Genomic DNA, 15995 nt, shown 5'->3' with positions numbered 1-15995 from the left:
CAAACATTTATAGGTGTTAATTCAGAGTTTTATGATGCCGGGGTGGCCGAACGGTTCAGGCGGCGGCCTGCAGAGCCGCTATATGTGGGTTCAACTCCCACCCCCGGCTTTTTAAGCTTGCTTGCACAGAGTTGCATAAACAGCGAAAGTGTTATTTTTGGAATTAAACTATTTATAAATGAGGGAGAGGAGGACGGCGTAAGAATGCACAAGAAGGTTACGTTTTTATCTATGCGTGGAATTCTGTTGCTTTTACTCCTTCTTACAATAGTATTTTGCTTGACAGTTTACATTTCACAGAGTAATGCACAACCGCCCAATTCCTATCCAGTGGCATCCTTCACTTATTCACCGAGCCGACCACAAGTTAACGAGACCGTGACCTTCTATGCAAACACAAGCTACGACCTTGACGGCTATATCGTATCCTACTATTGGAATTTCGGAGACGATTCCTACTTCCAGTATTATTATCCAACCGTTTCACATGTTTACCAATCTCCGGGTAGATACACCGTCACCTTAACCGTCTACGATAACACTGGACTAAATGGAACTCACACGGAAACTGTTGTAATTGGCGAATTCTTGCGAGAACCTCGACCCTTATACATCGTCGCCGTAGTTGGAACTGGGCTAACCGCAATAACATCTCTGTTAACAAATTTCAGTGAGCTGGGGCAATCCTTCAACTCAGCAGTCTCAAGACTACCAGTACCTGAACAACTTAAGGAATTTCTTAAATTCTATAGCGAAAAACTGTTTGAGACAGTTGACTGGGTAGAGCTCGAAGCACTCAGAAAAATGCCCTTTTACACAGTAAACGAGCTAGCAACATTTGGTATATCAGCTTTAACTGTAACGATTGTTTATAGTTTTGTTGAGACAAACGGCTTTCCTGGATTCTTAGACCCGGCCATTCTTGCTGTTGTCATACCATCAACCCTACTTTCTGTATGCTTAGTCTTCATTATGAGCGAGTTTTTCGAGGCTGTTTGTGCACGAGCCTTTGGAGTTTATCGACAATTTAAGCTTTGGTTGTTTGGGCTTGCCGCCTTTCTGATTTCTGGTTTTCTATTTTTGTTTCCGTTTGCATCTCCAAGTATAACAAGATATCGAAGCGGAGAAATCTCAAACAAAACTAAAGCGTTAATTGTACTGTCAAAGATGCTTTTGTTGTTAACGTTGTTGATTCCGTTCACCGTTCTTTCAATGACAGGTTTCCATATAATTGGTGACGCTGGTTTACTGCTTACTCTGATGATGGTTTGCTACTCTCTTGTGCCCTTGAAACCGTTACCAGGCGCAGCAGTTTTCGATTATAGGAAAGAAGTTTCTTTGGTTGTGTTTAGTTCAGCCGCATTGCTTTTCTTGGGGCATACATTCTATTTTCTTCCTCAATTAACATACTTGATAATAGGGGCGGTTTCCGCGCTTCTGGTGACAATCATTATTGGTCAAATAGCATACACGCGAAAGACAGAAAATGAAGAATTTCCTCCTCCACCTCCTCCTCCAGAGTATCTTCCACCCCCTCCTCCACCACCTTAGCTCATCTCAGTTCAAAAGCTATCCAAAATTCAGTCTTTTCTGTAATTTGCTGCGATTACCTTAAAAATAAGAGTAGAGAGATAACTTCAACCCTAAGGAGATTCTTTATGGTTGTTAAAGTTGCTGTGATGGAACTCGGTTCTGATGTTAGAGAATCCTTTAATCAAGCAATCCAGCTTATCGGAGGAATAGACGACCTAAACACACCTCAAAGATCGGTTATCGTTAAGGTTGGCGTTTTTGACCACAGAACAAATCATCACACAAGCGTAGATGTTGCAGACGCGATTATCAATAGCTTCGACAAAGCTCCCAAAATATTCTTGGCAGAGTCCGAAAATTACAAGGGAAAAGCATTGGAAAGACTTCAAAAATGGAATACACTTTTTAGTGAACGTGTTGTGCCCTTCGACCTTTCTGGAGATGCAGAAACCAAGCAGGTTAAGGTTGCAGATGAAATGATAGATTTATCTCACATACTTTTCAAGCCCAACGTGTTTGTTAGCACTCACGTTTTGCGCACTTATGAAAAAGGAAGCATTCTAAAGAACTTGTTAGGTTTAATTCCGGACAGGAAAAAGGTGAGGTTTCACAAGAAGTTGGAAGAGACGCTTCTAGACTTGTATGAGGCAGTCGGCGGAGTAGACCTTGCAGTTTTGGATGGCACATACCTATGCAGTGGTGTTGCACCGAGCGCTAACAGAACAAGCATGAACGTTCTCGTAGTCGGCAGAGACGCAGTTGCAGTTGAAGCAGTTGGTTACGCCCTTGTAGGTTTGAACCCAGAAAAGATACCAGTAATAAAAGAAGCCATGAAAAGAGGTTTCGGAGAAGGACGAATAGATAAGATTCGAGTTTTAGGCGGATCTTTCGAAAGTGCAAAAGAGAGAGTTGCTCAACTGCTTAAAGCTTCTAAAAAGAAAACCAAAAAATCCAAAACTGAGAAAAAAGCTAACTAATTTAGAATTTTAATGGTAGTAAGGTGATAAATGATGCCCAAAATTCTCGTACTCTATTATAGCCGAACTGGAAACACCGAAAAAATGGCAAGAGCAGTGGTTGATGGCGCCAAAAAGGTTCCCGGCGTTGACGTAGAACTAGCCTATAATGTGACGCCTGAAGCTTTAAGCGAATTTGACGCGGTAATTGTTGGCACGCCAACTTACCATCATGACATGACCCTTGACATGAAAATGCTCTTTGAAGAAGCAGCAGTGAAAGGCGTAAATTTGAAAGGCAAAATCGGCGCGGCTTTCGGGTCTTACGGATGGAGCGGTGAAGCCCCTAAACTTGTTCTTGAAATCTTGAAAAACAAGTTTGAAATGCAAGTAACCGACCAACCGCTCTTAATCAAGTATACGCCAGACCAGAATGGTCTGGAAAAGTGTAGAGAATTTGGAAGGAAAATTGCCGAAAGACTTATGCACAAAGCTTAACAACGTTAATGGTTGGAGGCAAACTCTTTGAAATCAAAAAACGAGTTAATAGGGTTTCTTAAAGCGCAAATTAAAATTGAAAACGAAATTGTAGACTCATTGAATGCTGGTTTAGTGGGAATAAAAAATCCGCCAGTAAAAGGCGTTCTGAAAGGAATATCGCTTGATTCCGTTAAACACGCGGAACTGTATGCTGCAGCCACCGAACTTCTCACCGGCGTAGCCCAAGCCTTGACGCAGGAACATCTTGACAAACAAAAAGCCTTAGTGGAAAAACACATCCGCATGGAAGCTGAGCTCATCAAGAAAATTGGAAAAGTATTGCCGAGCGTTGAGGACGAGAAAGTTAAGCTTTTGTTGAATGCAATTTTGGAAGACGAAAAAAGACATCACGAACTTTTGAAAATGGTTCTGGAAATTTTGGTTCGTGGAGAAACAATAACGGAAGAGGACTGGTGGGAACTGCTATGGAAGAATGTCCCGTTCCATGGCGCTCCTGGAGGATAGAATAGTAAAAACTAACGCGCGACTATTGTGTGCTTATAACTTCAACTGGACAAGAAGTTTTGGCGCTTTCAACGCACGCGCCTAAGCTGTCGTCAACTTCTCCTTCGCTCGGACTGCCTTTTCTATATTTTTCGACTATACTTGATTTTGTGTCTTCTAATAGTTTGAAGACTTCTGGGCATAGGGCTTCGCACACGCCGCATCCTATGCATCCTTCTCGGTTGATGGTGACTTTCAATTGTGTTCACCGATAGGTTTTTATGACATACGGCATATTTAAGACTTCAGCCACAAAACCATAAAAACCAACAAGACTCTAATAAAAAAAGAAGAGTAAGAAAATGTCTGGGCATCATCACCACGCTCACCACATGCAAGAATTCAAAAACAAATTTCTAATATCCTTAATCCTAACAATCCCAATACTGCTACTTTCAACAATGATTCAAGAATGGTTTCCACCGCTCCAAATCCTAAAAATACCCTACCAATCCTACATCCTACTAGCCCTATCCACTATTGTTTATGTTTATGGCGGAACGCCCTTTCTGAAAGGCTTAATTGAAGAAGTAAAAGCCAGACAGCCAGGAATGATGACGCTTATAGGAATGGCAATAACAGTCGCATTTTTCTATTCAGCCGGAACAGTCATCTTTCAATTAGGCATGGACTTTTTTTGGGAACTCGCCACATTAATCGACGTGATGCTTCTTGGACACTGGATAGAAGCAAAAAGCGTCATGGGCGCTTCAATGGCGCTGGAAGAACTCGTTAGAATAATGCCCACAACCGCTCACCTATTGAAAAATGGCGAAATAGTGGACGTTCCAGTCGCGCAATTGAAAACCAGCGACGTTGTTCTTGTTCGCCCCGGCGAGAAAATACCGTCTGACGGCGTGGTTGTTGAAGGCGAATCCTACGTTAACGAAGCTCTTTTAACCGGCGAATCAAAACCCGTCCACAAAGAATTCAAAGACAAAGTGATAGGCGGTGCCATAAACTCTGAAGGTGTTTTGAAAGTAAAAATAGAACGGGTAGGCGAAGAAACCTACTTAGCACAAGTAATCAAGCTAGTCAAGCAAGCGCAGGAAAGCAAATCTCGAACGCAGGATTTAGCAAACCGCGCTGCTGCATTGCTCTTTTACGTAGCACTTGCAGTGGGAATAGTAACGTATGCTGTTTGGTCTTTGATAGATAGTTCTTTCATGGCGCTTGAAAGAACAGTGACAGTGTTAGTAATTGCTTGCCCGCACGCACTAGGTTTGGCAATACCGCTGGTTGTTGCCCTTTCAACATCGATAACCGCGAAAAGCGGCGTTCTCATCCGTGACAGAAAAGCCTTCGAAATGGTTAAAGATGTAAACGCGGTTGTTTTTGACAAGACCGGAACGTTAACTTCTGGCAAATTCGGCGTCAGCGACGTAGTCTCGTTTATTCCAGAAAATGAACTGCTAGAATTAACCTCAAGTGTTGAGCTAAACTCTGAACACATCATAGCCAAAGCCGTAGTAGAATATGCTAAAGAAAAAGGCGTAGAAACCCCCCAAGCTAAGGAATTTAAGGCTTTACCAGGCAGAGGCGCCTACGGAAAAGTTGGCAAGAAAGAAGTTTACGTAGGAAGCGTAAACCTTCTCCAAGAAATGAAAATAGACGTGAACGACCCGAAAATAAAAGAATTGCAGGAACAAGGCAAAACCGTGGTTTTCACGGTTGTTAATGGAAAACTTGGCGGCGCATTTGCGCTCTCTGACAGGATACGTGAAGAATCCATTGAAGCCATCAAAAAGTTGAAGGAAAAAGGCATAAAAGTTTACATGTTAACTGGAGATTCTGAAGAGGTAGCCCGCTGGGTTGGAAAAGAACTAGGCATAGACGACTATTTTGCTCAAGTTCTGCCAGACAAAAAAGCAGAGAAAATCAAAGCATTAAGAGAAAAAGGCTTCAGGGTTGCCATGGTTGGTGATGGCATTAATGATGCTCCAGCGCTTGTCACAGCAGATGTCGGCATTGCCATAGGCGCCGGAACAGACGTTGCAATCGAAAGCGCAGACATAATCCTTGTAAGAAATGACCCGCGTGATGTCCCAAAAGTTATAGACCTTTCAAAAAAGACCTATTCCAAAATGGTTCAAAATTTATGGTGGGCTGCAGGCTACAACATTGTAACAATACCGTTAGCAGCTGGAATCTTGTCCAGTTTTGGCGTGGTGTTGCATCCAGCAATTGGCGCGGTGATTATGTCGCTTAGCACGGTGATAGTGGCATTTAACGCTCAAACTTTGAGGAAATATGAACCAAAGGGGGTGCATTTTATGGAGAAAAAACAGTTAGTTACTGACCCGGTGTGTGGAATGAAGATAGAGTCTGAAACAGCTTACAGCAAAATCGAGTATGAAGGACGCACTGTGTATTTCTGTTCTAAACACTGTGAAGAAGAATTCAAAAGAAACCCGAAAAAGTACGCTTCAAAAGTGAAAAAGTAGGAGACCTAAAACTTTATTCAGTGCATCTTCGGCGTTGGCTTAGATAATCTCAGCGAATTAGTAAGAAAGTTTTAATAGTTTCGGAAAGTTTACCAACAAAGGCGAAGTGCATGGCTAAAATAGTAATTGACTATTCAAAGTGTGTTGGAGACCGTGATAAAATCTGCGTAGAAATATGCCCCACTTCCGTTTTTAATAATGGAAAGTCGAAAAAACCAAAAATCGTGAATGAAGAAAACTGCATTTTATGCAGAACGTGTCAAGTGAACTGTCCCGGACAAGCCATAAAAATCTTAACTTAAAATCTTCAGCAATTTGCCTTCTTGGTTTCTTATCTCCACTTTCAAACCGTCGGTTACGTTTCTAGTGGCGCATTTTATACATGGGTCATAAGCTCGAACAACCATCTCTATTCTGTTCAAAAGTCCCGTTTTTATTTCGCCTTTTTGTATGAATTCCGTTGCAGCGTCTTTCACGTTAAGGTTTATAGCCGCGCTGTTCACTTGCGTCGGTATTATCAACTTTATGCTTTTCAATCGTCCATTACGGGTTAATGTGTATTCATGAGCGAGTGTTCCTCTTGGGGCCTCAACAACGCTTGTGCCTATGCCTCCTTTAGGCTTAACTTTGACTCTGGTGTCAGTTCGTGTTATGTTCTCGTCTTCTAATAGCTCTCGTGTTCTCTCACAAGCGTAAAGAAGGTCTATGAGGCGGGCGTAATCAAAAAGTAAAGTAGCGTGTGCTGGGCTTCCGAATTTTCGTTTAAACTCTTCCAATTCTTTGTTTGCAAATTCTGTTTTTGCCTTTCTGTTTACGTTGATTCGGGCGGTGGGTCCAACTTGAACTATTCCTTTTTGGCATCCCAAGGTTTTTAGGCAAGCAAACTTTGCATAGGTCCATTCATACCGTTTTTCTTCAATGTGTTTCATGTAATCTTGCGCTGTGAACTCTGAGTAGACAGCGCCTTCGGGGTTTATGATACGTATTTTGCCTTCGTAAAATTCTGTGGCGTCATCTTCTGTTAAAGCCATGTAATGTGTCTTGTAGTCCCCGGCTTTTCTGAACTCTTCCCAATTTTTCTCGAAAAGTTCCTTTCCTAAACTGACTGCTTCTTGCGTGATTGCGCATGCTTCTTTTGCTGCTTTCAGCAGTTCTTCTCGTTCTTTCTCCTTAAGCGGGCTTATTAAACCGCCAGGTATCGCTGATACTATGTGGACTTCACGTTTTCCAATGGTGTCCAAGATTTTAGTTGCAAAACTTCTTAAGGCAATGGCTTTTCTGCCTATTTCCGGGTTTTCACGCATTATTTGAAAGGCATTTCTTTTTGATGGGTCTTCTTCCTTTGAAAACCAGAAATCTGGCAATATCAAGAAAAAGAAGACAAGAGAGTGATTGCTGATTATCTGTCCCATGAGGAGAACTTCTCGAAGTTTTTTGGCAGTTTCTGTTATTTCTGTTCCGTAAATGTTTTCTATGGCTTTTACCGATGCGAGTACGTGGGCGGTTGAGCAAACGCCACATATTCTTGAGATTATAAATGGAAGTCTGTCCGCTTCCATGCCTCTTAAGAAGTAGTCGAAACCGCGAATTTCCGTGGCGTAAAAATATGCATCTGAAACGTTTCCAGCCTCGTCGAGGATTATTGTTACCTTTCCATGTCCCTCAATCCTCGTAGTCGGCGATATTGTTATTTCTCTTTGGCTGGTCAAATGATTCTCTCCCTTGCCTTGAAGCGTTCAAATTTTGAGAAAATGAAAGTGTGGAAGATGAAGGGGTTGCGGTATAACTCTTTCTTAACTTCTTCTTCTGGAATGCTTGTTCTTTTCGATATCACCTTAACAAGGAAAGAGTACAAGTCTCGTGAACGATACAGCAAAGAATCAGTGGGTCCCCTACATCCGAAGCACGTGAAGCCCGCTCTCGGGCATGGTGCACCGCAACCTTCACGTGTCAAGGACCCTAAACAAACGAAGCCTTGACTGACTAAACAAAGGTTTGGGTCTGCCTCTTTATCATATATTCCATAAAGGCGGTCAAGTTTTGCAGCGATTATTTTTCTGTTGCATTCTGTGCACACTACACTCTGGTGGCGGATAGGCGTTTTTCCGCTTACAATGCTTTTTAGACTGTGAACTATGAGGAAAGGCATGGGTGGGCATCCGGGAATATAATAGTCCACGTCAACAAAGTTGCATATTGGATACATCAAATCCTCAAGTTCTGGAAGCTTACTTGTTTCCAGAACGAAGTATTCTTTCTCTAAAAGTTTCTTTACCGAAATTATGTTGCCTAGACTTGTTACTCCGCCATGAGTTGCGCAGATTCCTAACGCAACAAGAACGCGTGATTTAGCGCGTACTTCTCTGATTAATTTCTCATCTGCTTCTGTTCTAACTCCACCTTCAACTATTGCCAAATCAACTTGCGGAACCTCTTTCAAATCAACAAATGTAGGCGAGTAAACTATGTCGAAATCTTGCGAAAGAATTTCCAGTAGAGCATCGCCTGCATTCAAAAAAGAGGAAACGCATCCAGCACAGCACGTCAGAGAAACTATGTTAACTTTCACGAACTCCGCCTCACCCTTAATTCTTATTCTTTAGAAGCCCTACCGTTTTTATGAGTTATGCACAGTATCATCGCGAGGCTTTAGCGAGCATGTTTCCTCTGTTCTTCTGCTTTAGAAATGTAAGAAGTGTCCGGTGTTGGTAGATAAGAAGTTTCTTTGTCATTGACAAAGTGTGATGTGGCTACTAAAGTTTCCTCGGTTAATTTGTGTATTTTCTCTAAAGCGGATGCTATTTGAACGCCTTTGGCTGTTAACGAGTAGATTTTGGGTTTCTTTCTGCTGAAAACCATCTTTTTTCCTTTAAGTTTTCGAAGATACTTGTATGTTCTTCTCAGCGAAATCATCGCTTTTTCCGCAAGTTTTTGTGCAGATATTCCATTCTCTGCAATGTTCTCGTAGATTTTTCTTTCTGTTAGAGAAAATCTTGTTTTTTCTGGCTCTCTTTTTGTTTTGAAATAGAAAACATAGTCCTTCTCTTTTGTAGCTTCTATTAACCCAGCTTTACGTAATCGGCTTAAGACTCTAGCAATACTCTTTGTTGGGATTACGGTTTTGAAATCGTCAAAAGTTTTCGGCGCGTCTAACAGCAAATGCAAGACTTTTTCTTCATGGCATTCGGAGTGAGGCGGCAAGACTTCTTCAAAATCGCAATTTTTAATCACGTCTAAGAGCTGGCGTCCGAATGATGTCATGTAGTAACGATTATCTCTTTCCTCGATCAATCCAACTTTCAGTAATGGAGTTACGTATTCGTCTTGTATTGTTTGTAAGCTGTGGTTGTGACCGATTTTTCTGAGTTCTTGTTGAAGATTACCTATGGAGTTGTATCCTTTTGAAATCAATCTTAAATTGTAAAGTCGTCGTGTGTTTTTCAGAGTGTTTAGCAATGCTGGAGTGAAGTTTGGGTTGCTTATTATCTTGTGTAGTCTTCTCAGCTCGTTTTTTGAGTTCCAAATTCTGCAGTTTGTCATGCAAACAATGGGCGTTGGTGGATGACAGTTTTTGCATGTTTCCTCCCATTCTCTCACATTTTCTGCTAGGCTTGCTTGAGTTTGTGCCCGTTCATTCGGGCTTGGGTGGGTTTCGGTCTTCATGGTTGACCGGACACTTCTGACGTATGTCATGGCGTTCTTGGGGAGAAAGGAGGGTTTTTGTAGAAGTTAGTTTTAGTTTGGTTTCGTCATGACATACGTCATAAACAATATGACATACGTCATCCTTATATACCTTTCCCCAAAAATATGTTAAACGGTGCAAAACACTTGATACTTCCCTGCGAAGTCGCAGCCAAATCAATAGTACCCGCCATAAAAGCGTTAATGGCAAAACAACTCGCCGAAAAATACAACCTCAAACAAGACAAGGTAGCTGAAATTTTAGGAATATCACAATCTGCCGTAAGCAAGTACACCCGAAACATCAGAGGACACGTAATAAAAATCGACAAAACACAAGAAATAGACCCTCTAATAAACCGAATGATTACCCTTCTCTTAAACGGAGCATATCCAAGAGAAGAACTCCTAAGAAACTTTTGCCAAACTTGCATAATCATAAGAAAAAAAGGTTTAATGTGCCAGTACTGTAAGAAGGCTGACCCAAAAATCAAAATAGAAGAATGCCATTTCTGTTCGACGTAAAATAGTCCAATAATAAACAAGAATAAGAGAAACATGCCTTAGGTCTATACATTCCTATATTTTACTTGAGAAGGCTTTTGCAGTTTCATATACAGACGTCACCGTCGCAATAAGAATCGTTGCTAAGGAGAACACGTACTCTCTAGTCAACGTATGAGGCTTAAGGAAAATTGCCAATATTACGAGAGCAGCCATAAAGAAAACCATGTAAAAGAAGTATCGAGGGATAAGAGCGCGTTTCAATCTAATAAAGTTCTCCAAAAGAACACGGTCTGCGACGTAACCATTCAAATGTTTCTTAACAAATCCGGCTTCTTCAAGTTTGTTTACATGGTAAAGTGCAAGAGTTGGACTGCTTAGTTTCAAAGCTCTCTGAATTTCACGTATCCCTACAGGCTTTCTATTCTTTAGAATGAATCGATAAACCTTTAACGTGAGACCCCTTAAAATGTCACGTTGTTCGCCCAAAACTTTTTCGCCTCAAGAGAAGTGAGTTTTGCCAATATTTTTGAATATCGTTGTTCAAAAAACTTGGACATCTGTTCAAACAATTTTGCATAGTGTCCAAAAACGTAGAATTAAATCCATGCGTGTTCCTTTCTTTTTTAGTGATATAAATGAACTCGCGAAGGGAAATAATAATTGCCGCAATCTTAGCAATCCTATTGGGCACTGGACTTGGCGCCATAAGTTACTCCTATTTCGCGGAAATGCCATCTTCTAAAGCTCCCATAACAATACTAGACGTTTACACGCAGAAGGGCGGATTAGGAGCAAACGAGTCTGGAGGAGTATTCGAACCTTTTGACACAATCAACCTGTATGCTCGTCTAGCTGATGAAAGCGCCGCTATAAAGAGTGCTCAAGTGACATTTTCTTTGAAGAATCCAGAAAACACAGAAATCTCAGAGAATAGTTTAACAGATGATTCAGGTATTGCTAAGATTAATTTTACATTGTCATCAGAACGCTTTATCAGTGGAATATGGCAAGTCTCAGCATATGCAAATGTTGATGGCGCAGTCGTCAAGGATTTCCTTAGTTTCAATTGTCAGCCTTTCAATACCCAAATAAATGTTTATGTAAAAAGAGAAGATGCGATCAACGCAGTTTTTCTGCCTAAAGACAATGTTGCCGTAGAAGCCGTGTTATCATACAGAGATAATCCCATTAATGATGCCCAAGTTATGTTTGAAGTCAGATTTCCAAACAACACAGTTCTTCTCTCGCAATTTTCTCTAACCAACAATCTTGGCATCGCGTCTGTCGCATTCCAGATACCGTGGCCTTCAGAAAACGCTCTGGGCACTTGGCATGTAACAGTTGAAAGCATCGTTTACCAGCAACCCATAACTGCCACAGTAGATTTTGAATGCCAACTTCTCCCTATGGTGTTAGACGTATACACTCAAAAAGGAGGACTTGGACAGAATGAACCCAGCGGATCTTTCATTCTGAATGAAACGGTGTATCTATACGCAGAGATCAGAAACCCACTGAATGAAACAGTACCTGGCAAGCTAGTTAGTTTCGAGGTTAGAGGACCCAATGGAACGATAACTTTGCTGTTTGTTGAGTCCACCAATTCGTCTGGAATTGCCACTGCACTCTTTCGAATACCGCCTGTTGAGGATTCCATTGGAATATGGGAAGTTTATGCAAGAGCAGAATTCGCTGACACGGTGGTCCTTGATACAGTCACCTTCAGATGCGACAATGCATAACTATAATACTCCCTTTCTTCATTTTCCAGTTTTCTCTTTGACGTGTTCAAAACGAGATTTAGTTATTAATTCAATAAACTTATTAGAGTAAAAGTAAAACAAGCTTTTGAGGTTTAGAAGTGGCTTCGTTTGATGAGAAGGCGGTTCTTGATATTCTCGAGAAAGTCAGCAAGAGCGTTGTTAACATAAGCACCATTAAGCTTGTCCACTCCATATTCTATCAAGTAGTGCCAGTAAAAGGAATGGGCTCAGGAACCATAATCGACCCAAAAGGCTACATACTAACCAACAATCACGTGGTCGGCGGCGCAGAAAAAATAGCGGTTACTCTCTGGAATGGCGAAATGGTTGAAGGGACTCTAGCCGGCACATGCACTGTACATGACATAGCAGTGGTCAAAGTTGACAAAGAAGATCTTCCCGCAGCAGAATTAGAAGACTCTGATACGCTGAGAGTGGGTCAAAGGGTCTACGCTATCGGAAATCCTTTCGGTTTGGCTGGTGGGCCTTCTGTAACTTCTGGCGTCATAAGCGCTGTAAACCGAACCATAGAATCTCAAAATGAAATGTTGGAGAATCTCGTGCAGACAGACGCTGCCATAAACCCTGGAAACAGTGGCGGACCGCTAGTGAATCTTGAGGGGAAGGTTGTTGCGATAAACACGGCTATAGTGCCTTTTGCTCACGGAATAGGCTTTGCGATTCCAATAAACTCTGCGAAGGAATGTACGGACGAAATAATAAGGGGCAGAGTTTATGCCAGACCGTGGCTTGGTATAATAGGCTTAAGCATCACTGATGAAATAGCGCGGTATTATGACTTGCCCATTGACCATGGCGTTTTGGTAACCAGAGTCTCAGAAGGAAGCCCCGCAGATAACGTTGGAATAGCGGTTGGCGACATAATTTTCAGAATGAACAACACCGAAATTAGTAGAATAGAGGAATTGGTTAGGGAAATTCACAAAAGAAAAGTTGGAGAAAAAGTGGAAATTCTTGTTCTTCGCAGAGGCAGAGAACATTACTTTGAAGTTGCCTTGGACAAGATGCCATAACGCCATAAAACGCGCATGACTCGTTTGAAAAAAATGTTCTTCCTTGAATTTGCTCAATCGAAATAATAAATAATGCTTAAGTAAACTTCAAAATCAGCCAGAAATTAGGAGCGCGACGGAGATATCTCCAGAAGAAAAGATAAAGACGAAGCCTAACCTTTCAGTAGTGGCTTTAACTTCTTTTATAGCCTCTTTCCTGATAGCCAGAGCATTTACTAGTTTTTACCCAAGGGTTGTCTGGGAACTCAGCGGTTTTCACATTCACCATTTCTGGTATGGTTTGATAATGCTGGCCGCTGGTGGTTGGATTGGCATCAGCGTGGAAAATGAGAGACTTAGCCGAGTTGCAGCGATTTTTTATGGTGCTGGAGGCGGACTTTTAGTGGATGAGGTTGGGCTGCTGCTTACGCTTAATGCACAGGCTTATTGGGCTGAATTCACTTACACGTTTGTAATTATTTTCTTAGCCGCGGTGTCCATGGTTGCTTTGGTAATTAGGTATAATAAAGCAATACGTGCGGAAGTTGCTCAGTTTTTGAGCAGTAATGGGAGTCTCTATTTTGGAGTTTTTCTCGCTGCAATTTCTGTGGCGTTTATTTTGGAGACCGACAACGCGATAGTCATCACTGTCTCAAGCGTATTGACTTTTATGGCTTTCATAATTATTCTGGCATATTTTGTTCAGAAAATCAGAAAAAGACGTTAGATGCTCGTAGTATCCATTATTCTTTGCTAAGCCGTTTAACCCATTCAACCAGACTCTTTAACAACTGCTCTATTTTCTTCCTGGTTTTCTCGTCTCTCAATTTGCCCTTTTCATTAATTTTCTCCTCAACAAATGCCACTATAACTTCTGGTCTGTTTATTGCATGCATGTTAAGAGCCACGAGAACCTGACGCAGATGATATTGTGCTCTTGCTCCACCTAAAGCTCCAGTAGAAGCGCTCATTATAGCCACTGGCTTGTCTTCAAAAGAGTTGTCTCCTGGCGGTCGTGAAGCCCAATCAATTGCGTTTTTGAGAACGCCGGGTATCGAATAATTATGTTCTGGCGTCGCAATAAGCAGCGCGTCTGCCGCTTTGATTTTTGCTTTAAATTCTTTAACTTTTTTGGGCATGTTGTTTTCTAAGTCTTGGTTGAAAGGCGGGATTCCTTCTAGGTCGTAGATTTCGAGTTTTGCATCTTTTGGTAAGAGCTGTGAGGCTGCGCGTAATAGTGCCTTATTGTAAGAATTTTTTCGTAGGCTTCCGGCAAAGCCTAGAATGGTTATTGGCTTGTCCATGATTGCGTTATTCGGTGGTGGATGTTTAAATCTGTTTTTATAACGGAAGAAACACGTGTAGTTTTTCTTTTGGCTGCTATGCTTTTGCTGGAATTATCAGGACTGAACATTTAGCCTTGTGGCTTACGTCGTCGCTTACGCTTCCAAGCAAAAACCGCCTTATAGTTCCTAAACCTCTGCTTCCCAGAACGATTAAGTCGTATTTGCCTTGCTCAGCAACCTCAACTATCTTGTCTGATGGAACGCCAAATTCTAGTTTCTCCTCAATTTTTATTTTTGTTTTGCCAACGTCTGCAAGGCTTTTTGAGAGAATTTTGTCGCCCATTTCCCTAGCGGTTTTTGGCGACGCCTTGTACAGTTTTTGGTCTTGCACATTTAACAAAATAACTTTTGCACGCAATTTTTCCGCGAGCCCAAGAGTGTATTTTAAGGCTTTAATTGAGTTTTTTGAGCCGTCAACGCAAACGAGTAAGTTTGAGAGTGGACTGAGTTTTTTTACGATTAATGTGGGGCAGACAGTGTACATTATGACTTTTTTGGTTACGCTGCCGAGGGCATACGGATCTTTCTCATTTTCTCCATGAGCCCCAATCACAAGTAAATCATAATATTCTTTTGCAAATTCTAATATGCTATTTGCGGGGTCACCGCTAAACATTTCCGTTTCTACCTTAACTTTCTCTTCTGCAAATAATGCGCGTGCACTGTTTATTATTGACTCTGCATGCTGTTGAACGCTACCTAAAAGTTCGTCTTGTATGTTTGCTGGGAGCCTATAACCCATTCTCATTTCTGGCATTACATGCAAGACTGTTACGGTTGCACCGGTCTTTTTGGCGATTGTTGCCGCTGTTTCTTCAGCCATGACGCTTGCGGCAGAACCATCTATGGAGACGAGAATTTTGTTCAAAAAAATCACCACTTATGATTTTCTCGATTTTATTTTGGATTACTAATTATATAATGTTTATGCAGTCGATCAAATGAACCAAATTCAGTCGAATGTAAAGGCTGATGGACAGAGTTTATTTAACACGCATTTTTCGCATTCTGGTTTCTTTGCCATGCACACTCTTCTGCCGTGAAATATTAATAAATCCGTGAATCGCATCCACTTTTCTTTCGGGACTAGCTGCATCAAATCTTCTTCTATTTTGGCTGCATCTTCATTTTCAGTCAGTCCAAGCCTTTTTGCGAGTCTGCGAACATGCGTGTCCACAGCTATTCCTTCAACTATGCCATAAGCGTTTGAAAGAACGATGTTAGCAGTTTTTCTTGCAACGCCCGGTAGCTCCAGCATTTCTTTCATTGTTTTTGGAACTTTCGAGTTGTATTTCTCAACAAGCATCTGGCAGCATTTTTTGAGGTTTCGAGCTTTGTTTCTGTAAAATCCCGTGCTCTTTATGTCTTGTTCAAGCGTCTTCAAATCTGCATTAGCGTAGTCTTCGGCTTTTCTGTATTTCTTGAACAGTTGTTTTGTGACTATGTTTACTCTTTCGTCGGTGCATTGGGCTGAAAGAATTGTGGCTACCAAAAGTTCGAGAGGATTAGAATAGTTTAGCGCTATTTTTGCGTCGGGATGTTCCTTCTCAAGCAGCTTAATTATTTTTTCAACTCTCGTTTTATTTTTAAGATTTACATTTGAAGGCTTTTTCCCCAAACGACGCGCCTCTTAACATTTACACGTTTGCTTAGAAGTGGCAGAAAACTTTTACCTTTCTGAAGCGATTTTAGTTTGAGGTGATAT

18 protein-coding genes and 1 tRNA gene are annotated in these 15995 nt (G+C 41.5%); 11 read left to right on the top strand and 8 right to left on the bottom strand.

Annotated elements, in window-relative coordinates; all coding sequences use genetic code 11:
* Positions 1-36: 36 nt before the first annotated feature.
* The 5 genes from HM003_03585 to HM003_03565 all read left to right on the top strand — a co-directional run bounded on the left by HM003_03585 (position 37) and on the right by HM003_03565 (position 3494).
* Positions 37-109 (top strand) — tRNA-Cys (locus HM003_03585).
* A 170-nt stretch (positions 110-279) separates the two neighbouring features.
* Entirely contained in the window at positions 280-1551 is a 1272-nt protein-coding gene (locus HM003_03580; GenBank protein ID MBX5328419.1) for a PKD domain-containing protein, read from the top strand.
* Between the two features lie 107 nt (positions 1552-1658).
* A complete protein-coding gene (locus tag HM003_03575) occupies positions 1659-2510 on the top strand; it encodes a DUF362 domain-containing protein (GenBank protein MBX5328418.1) in 852 nt (283 codons plus the stop codon).
* A gap of 30 nt (positions 2511-2540) precedes the next feature.
* Positions 2541-2987: an FprA family A-type flavoprotein gene (locus HM003_03570; GenBank protein MBX5328417.1), complete on the top strand. Its 447-nt coding sequence runs from the start codon at positions 2541-2543 to the stop codon at positions 2985-2987.
* 27 nt (positions 2988-3014) lie between these two features.
* Positions 3015-3494 carry a hypothetical protein gene (locus HM003_03565; protein ID MBX5328416.1) on the top strand — a complete coding sequence of 160 codons (480 nt, stop codon included), beginning with the start codon at positions 3015-3017 and terminating at the stop codon, positions 3492-3494.
* Positions 3495-3516: 22 nt separating this feature from the next.
* On the opposite strand, the gene HM003_03560 is transcribed toward HM003_03565, so the two are convergent.
* Complete coding sequence (locus HM003_03560) at positions 3517-3732, bottom strand: ferredoxin (GenBank protein ID MBX5328415.1); 216 nt, start codon at positions 3730-3732, stop codon at positions 3517-3519.
* Between the two features lie 103 nt (positions 3733-3835).
* Here HM003_03560 and HM003_03555 point away from each other — a divergent pair, with 103 nt between their 5' ends.
* Both HM003_03555 and HM003_03550 read left to right on the top strand, forming a co-directional pair.
* Positions 3836-5977 carry a copper-translocating P-type ATPase gene (locus tag HM003_03555; protein MBX5328414.1) on the top strand — a complete coding sequence of 714 codons (2142 nt, stop codon included), beginning with the start codon at positions 3836-3838 and terminating at the stop codon, positions 5975-5977.
* Between the two features lie 110 nt (positions 5978-6087).
* A complete protein-coding gene (locus tag HM003_03550) occupies positions 6088-6279 on the top strand; it encodes a 4Fe-4S binding protein (GenBank protein MBX5328413.1) in 192 nt (63 codons plus the stop codon).
* Here the strand turns inward: HM003_03550 and HM003_03545 are convergent.
* The 3 genes from HM003_03545 to HM003_03535 all read right to left on the bottom strand — a co-directional run bounded on the left by HM003_03545 (position 6271) and on the right by HM003_03535 (position 9640).
* Positions 6271-7686 (bottom strand): Ni/Fe hydrogenase subunit alpha, encoded by a 1416-nt coding sequence (locus HM003_03545; GenBank protein ID MBX5328412.1) that lies wholly within the window; start codon positions 7684-7686, stop codon positions 6271-6273. The two genes, HM003_03550 and HM003_03545, sit on opposite strands and share 9 nt — an antisense overlap.
* Positions 7683-8546 carry a F420-nonreducing hydrogenase gene (locus HM003_03540; GenBank protein ID MBX5328411.1) on the bottom strand — a complete coding sequence of 288 codons (864 nt, stop codon included), beginning with the start codon at positions 8544-8546 and terminating at the stop codon, positions 7683-7685. Before HM003_03540 ends, HM003_03545 begins: the two co-directional genes overlap by 4 nt.
* Before the next feature lie 80 nt (positions 8547-8626).
* Positions 8627-9640 (bottom strand): hypothetical protein, encoded by a 1014-nt coding sequence (locus tag HM003_03535; protein ID MBX5328410.1) that lies wholly within the window; start codon positions 9638-9640, stop codon positions 8627-8629.
* A 168-nt stretch (positions 9641-9808) separates the two neighbouring features.
* Between HM003_03535 and HM003_03530 the strand changes: the two genes are divergently transcribed.
* Positions 9809-10186: a helix-turn-helix domain-containing protein gene (locus HM003_03530; protein ID MBX5328409.1), complete on the top strand. Its 378-nt coding sequence runs from the start codon at positions 9809-9811 to the stop codon at positions 10184-10186.
* A gap of 54 nt (positions 10187-10240) precedes the next feature.
* On the opposite strand, the gene HM003_03525 is transcribed toward HM003_03530, so the two are convergent.
* Positions 10241-10654 (bottom strand): ArsR family transcriptional regulator, encoded by a 414-nt coding sequence (locus HM003_03525; GenBank protein ID MBX5328408.1) that lies wholly within the window; start codon positions 10652-10654, stop codon positions 10241-10243.
* Between the two features lie 149 nt (positions 10655-10803).
* Here HM003_03525 and HM003_03520 point away from each other — a divergent pair, with 149 nt between their 5' ends.
* The 3 genes from HM003_03520 (at position 10804) to HM003_03510 (ending at position 13671) form a co-directional block, all read left to right on the top strand.
* Positions 10804-11910, top strand: a complete 1107-nt coding sequence (locus HM003_03520) for a hypothetical protein (protein ID MBX5328407.1) — start codon at positions 10804-10806, stop codon at positions 11908-11910.
* Between the two features lie 119 nt (positions 11911-12029).
* A complete protein-coding gene (locus HM003_03515) occupies positions 12030-12965 on the top strand; it encodes a PDZ domain-containing protein (GenBank protein ID MBX5328406.1) in 936 nt (311 codons plus the stop codon).
* 286 nt (positions 12966-13251) lie between these two features.
* The gene (locus HM003_03510) at positions 13252-13671 is read left to right on the top strand and encodes a hypothetical protein (protein ID MBX5328405.1); all 420 of its coding nucleotides are present in this window, start codon (positions 13252-13254) and stop codon (positions 13669-13671) included.
* Positions 13672-13687: 16 nt separating this feature from the next.
* Here the strand turns inward: HM003_03510 and HM003_03505 are convergent, their stop codons facing one another.
* From HM003_03505 to nth, 3 genes are all read right to left on the bottom strand, one after another.
* Positions 13688-14248 (bottom strand): NAD(P)H-dependent oxidoreductase, encoded by a 561-nt coding sequence (locus HM003_03505; GenBank protein MBX5328404.1) that lies wholly within the window; start codon positions 14246-14248, stop codon positions 13688-13690.
* 76 nt (positions 14249-14324) lie between these two features.
* Entirely contained in the window at positions 14325-15158 is an 834-nt protein-coding gene (locus HM003_03500) for a universal stress protein (GenBank protein MBX5328403.1), read from the bottom strand.
* Between the two features lie 84 nt (positions 15159-15242).
* Positions 15243-15908 (bottom strand): endonuclease III, encoded by a 666-nt coding sequence (nth, locus tag HM003_03495; protein MBX5328402.1) that lies wholly within the window; start codon positions 15906-15908, stop codon positions 15243-15245.
* Positions 15909-15995 lie beyond the last annotated feature (87 nt).

The organism is Candidatus Bathyarchaeota archaeon A05DMB-5 (assembly GCA_019685655.1).
GTDB lineage: Archaea > Thermoproteota > Bathyarchaeia > Bathyarchaeales > Bathycorpusculaceae > DSLH01.
Note: the sequence above shows the minus strand (reverse complement) of the source record. Positions and strands in the feature narration are given on the sequence as shown.

Excerpts from the sequence above, each read along its gene's own strand:
- HM003_03575 (MBX5328418.1), top strand. The coding sequence starts at position 1,659 with ATGGTTGTTAAAGTTGCTGTGATGGAACTCGGTTCTGATGTTAGAGAA.
- HM003_03570 (MBX5328417.1), top strand. The coding sequence starts at position 2,541 with ATGATGCCCAAAATTCTCGTACTCTATTATAGCCGAACTGGAAACACC.
- HM003_03555 (MBX5328414.1), top strand. The coding sequence starts at position 3,836 with ATGTCTGGGCATCATCACCACGCTCACCACATGCAAGAATTCAAAAAC.
- HM003_03550 (MBX5328413.1), top strand. The coding sequence starts at position 6,088 with ATGGCTAAAATAGTAATTGACTATTCAAAGTGTGTTGGAGACCGTGAT.
- HM003_03535 (MBX5328410.1), bottom strand. The coding sequence starts at position 9,640 with ATGAAGACCGAAACCCACCCAAGCCCGAATGAACGGGCACAAACTCAA.
- HM003_03520 (MBX5328407.1), top strand. The coding sequence starts at position 10,804 with ATGAACTCGCGAAGGGAAATAATAATTGCCGCAATCTTAGCAATCCTA.
- HM003_03510 (MBX5328405.1), top strand. The coding sequence starts at position 13,252 with ATGCTGGCCGCTGGTGGTTGGATTGGCATCAGCGTGGAAAATGAGAGA.
- HM003_03505 (MBX5328404.1), bottom strand. The coding sequence starts at position 14,248 with ATGGACAAGCCAATAACCATTCTAGGCTTTGCCGGAAGCCTACGAAAA.